Origin of the sequence: Clostridium sp. UBA3061 (assembly GCF_002367465.1) — a bacterium.
Taxonomy (GTDB): Bacteria; Bacillota; Clostridia; order Clostridiales; family Clostridiaceae; genus Clostridium_J; species Clostridium_J sulfidigenes.
Window position 1 is genome coordinate 279270 of record NZ_DFCF01000010.1, and the last position, 8710, is coordinate 287979.

Here is an 8710-nt window from a genome sequence, read left to right on the forward strand (position 1 = left end):
ATTTTCAATCCTACTACTTACTCTAACTGGATTGGATAGACTTATTCCTAAGTTTGGTCTACCAAGTGAACCTGCTGTTAGACTAAAAAAAGGAAATAACAATTTAAATGCTGATAAAAATGCAGCAATATAAATAAATTAAAAAGATAACCTTATAAATTAAGGTTATCTTTTTTCATTTAATTATAAATTATATATGTTTATAATCACAGATAATTTATCTCTTATTACTTTCTCATCTCTTCTTCAAATATTTTATCATATTCTGCAACAACTTTATCAAATTCAGCTTCATCTTCAACCATTTCATATGAAGCTGTGGCACCTTCTCCAATTACCTTATATACATAAGCTTCCTCTTCTTCTTCAAGTGGTGCTAAAATAACATAGTGCTCTCCATCTATAGTTAAATCTTCAACTATTTCTAGTTCTACCTTTTCCATTGTTTCAGAGTCAGTAAGTGTTATTATATTCATTTCTTCCATTTTCATGTCCTCCTAAATTCTTTCAAATAAATCTTATTTCATTATATAGCATATAAACCTATAAAACAATGCCATATTAAAAATATAAAACTTAATCGTATTACTATCTAATTTATACTATTTATTAGTAGACATGTATATATTATTTTTAAATATAAAATCTAGTATCTGGGTCTATGAGATTATCTTTTATTTCTACACCAAATAATCCATTTATTAAAGTAGCACTTTCAATATGGTGGGCATCCTGCACATCTCTATTTAAAATTTGTACTTGATCTATAGTACTCTTTTGTGATGGTTTAATTTGATTATTCTTTTTATTTTTCTTTTTCGATTTACTCATGTTATTTCACCTTCCTTTCTTATATAATACAAATTATTTAAGACAAAGGATGGTTAATCATTTTTTTGCATTATAGGCAGTCAAAACTTGATTGAACTCTTTACCTGCTCCTATAGAGGCATATTCAACCATACCATTTTCTCTACTTACAACCTTATATGCACAAGCTTCATCTGAATCCTTGGGACCTGCAATTACATATTCATTTTTACCTACATTAACCACATCAATAAATTCTAATTCTACTATTCTTCCATCTTCCCCTGAAACTTTTATACACTTATTATTGCTCATCTTATAACCTCCAACTATTTTTAAATCTTTAGTAAAAATATATAAATTTTAAGTTATACATTTTTAGCTCTTAACTCCACTTTATTTTAAAAATATATTACCTATTTATAAGATGTGCATAATACAAAAAATTATTTATGTTTTAAATTTTATTTTTTTAAGGTATCTAATCTATCCTTTATACGTTTTTCATACCCCATTGATGTTGGAGTATAATATTTTTTCTTAAGTAACTCCTTAGGCATATATTGCTGTCTAACATAATGATTTTCATAATCATGAGGATACTTATATCTTGATCCTTCATTTAAAACATTAGATCCGCTATAATTACTACCTCGAAGATGTAAAGGAACTCTACCTACATCTTCCTTTTCAATGTCTTCAAGAGCTAAATTAATAGCATTATAAGATGCATTACTTTTAGGTGCTCCAGCTAAATATATAGTTGCCTGAGCTAGAGGTATTCTAGCTTCTGGCATTCCTATAAACTTCACTGCATTTAGAGCCGCATTAGCTATTAAAAGCGCATATGGATCTGCATTGCCTATATCTTCTGATGCTGATATTACAAGTCTTCTAGCTATGAATTCAGGATCTTCACCACCTGATAGCATTCGAGCAAGATAATGCACTGAAGCATCAGGATCACTTCCTCTAATACTCTTTATAAAGGCAGATATTATATCATAATGATAATCTCCACTTTTATCATAAGTAACTTGTTTTTTTTGCATACATTCTTCTACTACATCTTGAGTTATATGTATTATACCATCTTCCCTTTTATTAGTAGTTAAAACAGCTAATTCTAAAGCATTTAATGCTCTTCTCCCATCACCACCAGCATTATTACATATAAACTCTTCTGCTTCTTTATATAACTTTATATTAATACTTCCATAGCCAAACTTTTTATCTTTAAGTGCTCTATTTAATAATGACACTATATTTTCCTTTGATAAAAGCTCTAATTTAAAAATCATTGATCTAGATAAAAGTGCTTTATTAACTTCGAAAAAGGGGTTTTCTGTTGTAGCACCAACTAAGGTTACTATTCCCTTTTCTACATGAGGTAATAAACTATCTTGTTGGGTTTTATTAAACCTATGTATTTCGTCTATGAAAAGTATAGTTTTCTTTCCACTCATAGAAATTTCTCTTGTTGCTTCATCTATTACATTCTTTATATCTTTAATTCCAGAAGTTACCGCATTTAACTCAACATAGTTACACTTTGTAGTTTTAGCAATAATTTTTGCTAGACTTGTTTTTCCAACTCCAGGAGGTCCATAAAATATTAAAGATGTAATTCTATCACCTTTAATGCTTCTATATAATAGTTTATCCTTGGCTAATATATGGTCTTGCCCTACAAATTCATCTAAATTACTAGGTTTAAGTCTTTGTGCTAAAGGTTCATTACTATTTAAATCTGTATTTTTTTCTTTTGTTTCTTCTAAATCAAATAATGAGATATTATATTCTCTTTCCATTTACATCATCCTTCAATAAATACTTATTATGTCATTTAAAGCTAAATTTCATTTTATAATATATTAAATATAACATAAAGCCTTCCAGAATAAAATCTTTAACTCTGGAAGGCTATTATCTCTGTTAAAAGTTATTAAGGTAATAATCTGCATATTTGATATAGTAATCTAATATTATAATTAATTATAGTAAGTTTTTACTTTTCTTTTCATTGTAATCATCTAAACACTTTTTAACCCCTGCAGATAATGCTAAAAGGGCAAGTAAGTTAGGGAATACCATTAATCCATTAAAAGTATCTGCAAGTTCCCAAACTAAATCTACTTTCATACCAGCACCTAAGAATATAAATATCATAACTAATATTCTATAAGGAGTTATTCCTTTATCACCAAATAAGAATTTTATATTAGCTTCCCCAAAGAAATACCATCCAATAATTGTAGAGAAGGCAAAGAAGAATAATGCTATTGATATAAATATTCCTCCAAATTCTCCACCCATACCATTAGCAAAAGCAGTCTGAGTTAATATTATTCCTGTTTCTCCACTATCCAAAGCTCCAGTAGTCAGTATTACAAAAGCTGTTAAAGTTAATATAATAAAAGTATCTATAAATACTCCCATCATGGCAACTAATCCTTGCTCTGACGGATGATTAACCTTTGCTACTGCATGAGCATGTGGAGTTGAACCCATCCCTGCTTCATTTGAAAACAATCCTCTAGCAACTCCATATCTAACTGCTTGTCTAATTGTAACTCCCACAACACCTCCAGCTATAGCTTGAGGATTAAATGCTCCAACTACAATCATTTTTAAAGCAGGTAATATATTCGCATAGTTCATTACTATTATAAATAAACTACCTATAATATATAATAGTGCCATTACTGGAACAATTTTTTCTGTAAAGGATGCTATACGAGAAACCCCGCCTATGAAAATGATACCAGCTAGTATAGCAACTACCACACCTACTATTCTAGCATCAACACCAAAGGATTCTTTAAAAGCACTTCCTATGGAGTTTGCTTGTACCATATTTCCAATAAAACCAAGAGCAAGTATAATAGTTATTGCAAAAAATATAGATAGTACCTTTGCTATTTTTTTATTCTTTAATCCATTTTTAATGTAATATGCTGGACCACCAGTAACTTGTCCATTTACTACAGTCTTGTATTGCTGAGCTAAAGTTGCTTCTGCAAATATGGTCCCCATTCCAAAGAAGGCACTAACCCACATCCAAAAAATCGCTCCAGGTCCCCCCATTGCAATAGCTGTAGCTGCTCCGGCTAAATTCCCTGTACCTACTTGTGCAGCTATTGAAGTAGCTAAAGCTTGGAATGAAGACATTCCATCTGCTCCTGCTTTTTTTCCAAATTTTATTTTACCAAAAACAAGTCTAAAGCTTTCACCAAATTTTACAACTTGAACAAACTTTAATTTAAATGTAAAATAAATTCCTGTTCCACATAGTAAAAAAATCAATACATAGTTCCAAATAACTCCGTTGATACCCTTAACTATCTCTAGTAAATTATCCATAATATCCTCCCCATGATGTTACAGTTTACTACCTTATATTCATTGTAAGTTTATTTTGTGAATTTTTCAACAATTTCGAACAACCTTGTATATTTGAATATGTAATGATACTATTTGATATTCAAATAGATAATATTTAAATTATTATATAATCTTATAAAACATTAAAAATAAATAAAAAACAATGAAAAGCATTATAATCCTTCCCATTGTGTTGTTGGTGCAGATGGCGGGATTTGAACCCGCACGAGAATTCTCTCACTACCCCCTCAAGATAGCGTGTCTGCCGTTCCACCACATCTGCATAATAATATAATTTTACGTAATTATTATATCATCATCTATTACTAGATTCAACAACTAAAATCAACTTAATTTAAAGCATTTTCTAAATAAACCCAACTTAATTTATAATAAACTAAATTGGGTTTACTACTATAATTATTGCAATATATGTTTTACTCTGCCTTTTGACCTAAATTGTATAGGTATTTATATATTCTATGATTAAATTTAACCTTTTGAACATAACTTTTAGTTTCCTTAAATGGAATCTTATGAAGGTTTTCTCCATCGCTAGAATATTTCTCATCCTCAAGCCACTTAGTAACATTTCCAGGACCACCATTGTAAGCCGCTAATACAAGAATATAGTCCCCGTTAAAATCCTCACTCAATTTTTTCAAATACCAAGTTCCCATTCTTATATTAACCTCAGGATCTGCTATTATTTCTTCATTAAAGTTACTTAATTCTAGTTTTTCTGCAATCCACTTTCCCGTATCTGGCATTATCTGCATTAATCCTATTGCTCCCTTTGATGAGCTTGCATCTACTACAAATTTACTTTCTGTATTAATTACTGCTGCTACTAAATTAGGATCTACATTGTACATCTCACTATATTCAATAATACTTTTTTCATACTCTAACGGAAAAAAGCTTTTTAGTATAACTTTAAAATTAGCAATAATAATTACAGCTATAACTATTATCAATATACTCTTCCTGGTCCTTCTATTAGATTTATAAGTCATTTTTCCCCCTAATCTATTTAAGCTTGCTTATTACTTTCATCACTTTAATCCTAGTTTCTTGCAGATTTCCACTATTATCAATGATAAAGTCTGCAAACTTACATTTTTCTTTTGTACTCATTTGATTATTTATTCTTATAGTTGCTTCTTCCATTGAAAAATTATCTCGTCTCATAACTCTCTCTAACTGTATTTCTTCACTGGCAATAACAACTATTATCTTATCCATATAAGTATAAAGTTTACTTTCTATTAATGTAGGTGCATCTACTATGCACATTTCTTCTCCTATATCATTATATTTATTTATTTCACTAAATATATCATGAAAAATATGAGGCATTATTATATTTTCATATTGAGCTTTTTTACTTTTATCAGAAAATATTAGATTTCCCATTTTACGCCTTAGAAACTTACCATTTTCATCAAAATATTCATCACCAAAAGCTCTTCTTATTTCTAATAAAATAATAGGATGATTCACAAGTACTTTTCTAGAAATTTCATCTGCATCAATAACAGGAATATTATTCTCCCTAAAAATCATACTTATGGTACTCTTTCCACATCCAATGCCCCCTGTTAAACCTACTCTTAATATATTATTTTGCTTCATACCAAGTGTCTCCTATAGAAATATCTACATCTAGGGGAACTTTAAGATCTAGTACATTCTCCATTTCCTTCTTAACTATATCCTTTACTAAATCAAGTTCATCCTTATATACATTAAGTATAAGTTCATCATGAACTTGTAAAATTAATCTACTCCTAAGTTGTTTTGATTTAAGCTCACTAGCAACATTCACCATGGCAATCTTTATAATGTCTGCTGCACTACCCTGAATAGGTGCATTCATAGCTAATCTTTTTCCTAACGCTTTTACAATTTTATTAGAGGATTTTACCTCTGGAATATATCTTTTTCTATGAAGAAGTGTTGTTACATAAGAATTTTCTTCAGCTTCTTCAATTACTCTATCCATATACTTTTGTACATTCCCATATCTCTCAAGGTATGTATCAATATACTTTTTAGCCTCTCCTCGTGTTATTCCTAAATCTTGAGCCAAGCTGAAATCTCCTATTCCGTAAACAATTCCAAAGTTAACAGCCTTTGCATTACTTCTCATTGTCTTAGTTACATTTTCAATTGGCACATTGAATACTTCTGATGCTGTAGAAGTATGAATATCTAAACTATTTCTAAAAGCTTTTATCATATTTTTATCTTCAGAAATATGTGCAAGAACTCTAAGTTCAATTTGTGAATAATCCGCTGACAAAATTACTGAATCTTTATTGTGTGGTATGAAAACCTTTCTTATTGATCTTCCATTCTCATTTTTGATTGGTATATTCTGAAGATTAGGTTCTGTACTAGATAATCTGCCAGTAGTAGTTACAGTTTGAGTAAAGTTGGAATGTATCCTTCCATCTTCATCTATTACATTTTTAAGTCCCTCTATATAGGTAGAGTATAGTTTTGTAATTTGTCTAAAATATAAAATTTTATTTATTATCTCATGTTTATCCTTTAATGCATCCAATACTTCCGCATTGGTGGAGTAACCTGTTTTAGTTTTCTTTATTACTGGTAGGTCTAGTTTTTCAAATAATATTTTCCCAAGTTGCTTAGGAGAATTTATATTAAATTCTTCCCCTGCCAAATGGTATACTTCTTTTGTAAGAGTATCAATCTCTCCACTAAATTTAGTTCCTAGATTCTCCAATTCTTTTCTATTGATATTAAACCCTTCATATTCCATATATGATATAACCTTAGTAAGAGGTTGCTCTACTTTAAACAGTAGTTCTTCCATATCTTCTTTTTTAATTTCCTCTTTTAAGATTGTATATATTTTCTCAAGAGCTACAATTTCATTAGCTTTAAGGGAGTCTTCATCTCCGTCAAATGTCTTTCCTAGCCTTTCTTCGTAAAGTGTTTTTATGGAATACTCTGATTTTGATGAATCTAATAAGTAAGCTGCTATTTCCACATCAAAATTTACTAGGTCTAAATCAATACCAAGCTTTAAAAAAGCAGTATATCCATATTTAATACCATGGGTAATTTTTTCAAGGCTAGAATTATGAAAAATTATCTTCATTGCATTTATAAAGCCTTCTCTATCTTCTTCTAGCAATTTATCACAATAAAGTAGATACACCTGACCTTCTGACAATATGCCTATGGTCTTCACCATAATTTTGGCAAAATTACTTGTATCCTCCACATATAATTTTACAAAAGCCCTATTTTTTATATTAGGTATAACATCATTCAAATCTTTAATTTCATTAATAACTTTATAATCAACAACTTCTAATCTTTGATTTTCTGGAGTTTCAGAACTATCTTGTGAAAGATTTTCAAATTTATTAAGAAGAGATTTAAATTGCAATCTTAGACACATATCTCTAACTTCACTATTGTTAAAGTTTCCTTTAGTTCTTAACTGCTCCATAGGTATTTCTACAGGAACTTTAGTAATAATTGTAGCTAACTTCTTACTAAAAATTGCTTGTTCACTATACTCTTGAAGTGACTCTTTGAGTTTTTTACCACTGATATTAGATATATTCATCAAAACATCTTCTATGCTACCATATTCCTTAATTAACTTAAATGCAGTCTTCTCACCTATCCCCGGAACTCCTGGAATATTATCTGATTTATCTCCCATTAGGCCCTTCACATCTATATATTGAGTAGGTGTTACCCCAAAATCTTCAATAAATCTGTCTTTATTATATATCTCTTTTTCTGTAATTCCTTTTTTATTTATAACTATATTAATGTTATCTGTGGCTAGTTGAAGAGCATCTTTATCTCCTGTTACCACATAAACTTCCATACCTTCATCTTCTGCTAAAACAGATATAGTACCTATTAAATCATCTGCTTCATATCCTTCTAACTCAAATACGCTTATTCCCATCTTGGATAATATTTCTCTTATTATAGGAAATTGCATGGAAAGCTCTGGAGGTGTTTTCTTCCTTCCTGCTTTATAATCTTCATATTCCTTATGTCTAAATGTATTAGAAGATTTGTCAAAGGCAGCTACAATATAATCTGGATTTATATCTTCTTTAATTTTAAGCAGCATATTTAAAAACCCATATACTCCATTAGTATAAACGCCTTCTTTTGTTGTAAGTTCTGGTATAGCATAAAATGCTCTATATAGTAAGCTATTTCCATCTAAAACAGCTAAACTTTCTCTATTAATTTTAATCACATCCATTCAAATTATTTAATCACTTTTATTGAATTCCTTCATTTTTTCTTATTATCCCCTATATTATTCTTTACTTTTTGGGGACTAAAGTCAAGTAAATAAACATGATTCTTTTGATAAATGATTATAACATTACTTCATGGTATTAACAACAAAACTTGTAATTTTTAAATATAAGTTTTCATTCATCTTCATTATAATTATAATATATATTTTATTTAATAAAATATAATTTAATAAACCTTCTAAGAT

At 29.3% G+C, this 8710-nt stretch carries 8 protein-coding genes and 1 tRNA gene; all 9 read right to left on the bottom strand.

The genetic code is table 11. The annotated features are described in order from the left end of the window. Positions 1-227: 227 nt before the first annotated feature. Positions 228-485, bottom strand: a complete 258-nt coding sequence (locus tag B2P65_RS08875) for a DUF1292 domain-containing protein (protein WP_035133677.1) — start codon at positions 483-485, stop codon at positions 228-230. 148 nt (positions 486-633) lie between these two features. Beyond that, positions 634-831, bottom strand: coding sequence for a hypothetical protein (locus B2P65_RS08880; protein ID WP_346846536.1), 198 nt, complete (start codon positions 829-831; stop codon positions 634-636). 57 nt (positions 832-888) lie between these two features. Continuing rightward, on the bottom strand, positions 889-1125 hold the full coding sequence (locus tag B2P65_RS08885) for a DUF1292 domain-containing protein (protein ID WP_346876963.1): 237 nt from the start codon (positions 1123-1125) through the stop codon (positions 889-891). Positions 1126-1274: 149 nt separating this feature from the next. Continuing rightward, positions 1275-2621: a replication-associated recombination protein A gene (locus tag B2P65_RS08890; protein WP_346880019.1), complete on the bottom strand. Its 1347-nt coding sequence runs from the start codon at positions 2619-2621 to the stop codon at positions 1275-1277. A 184-nt stretch (positions 2622-2805) separates the two neighbouring features. Beyond that, entirely contained in the window at positions 2806-4173 is a 1368-nt protein-coding gene (locus B2P65_RS08895; protein ID WP_346880020.1) for a sodium:alanine symporter family protein, read from the bottom strand. Positions 4174-4391: 218 nt separating this feature from the next. After that, a tRNA-Leu gene (locus tag B2P65_RS08900) sits at positions 4392-4477 on the bottom strand. 154 nt (positions 4478-4631) lie between these two features. Next, the gene (locus B2P65_RS08905; protein WP_346880021.1) at positions 4632-5210 is read right to left on the bottom strand and encodes a lytic transglycosylase domain-containing protein; all 579 of its coding nucleotides are present in this window, start codon (positions 5208-5210) and stop codon (positions 4632-4634) included. Positions 5211-5223: 13 nt separating this feature from the next. Further along, positions 5224-5829 (bottom strand): dephospho-CoA kinase, encoded by a 606-nt coding sequence (gene coaE / locus B2P65_RS08910; protein WP_346880022.1) that lies wholly within the window; start codon positions 5827-5829, stop codon positions 5224-5226. Further along, the gene (polA, locus tag B2P65_RS08915; RefSeq protein WP_346880109.1) at positions 5816-8449 is read right to left on the bottom strand and encodes a DNA polymerase I; all 2634 of its coding nucleotides are present in this window, start codon (positions 8447-8449) and stop codon (positions 5816-5818) included. Before polA ends, coaE begins: the two co-directional genes overlap by 14 nt. Between the last annotated feature and the right edge of the window lie 261 nt (positions 8450-8710).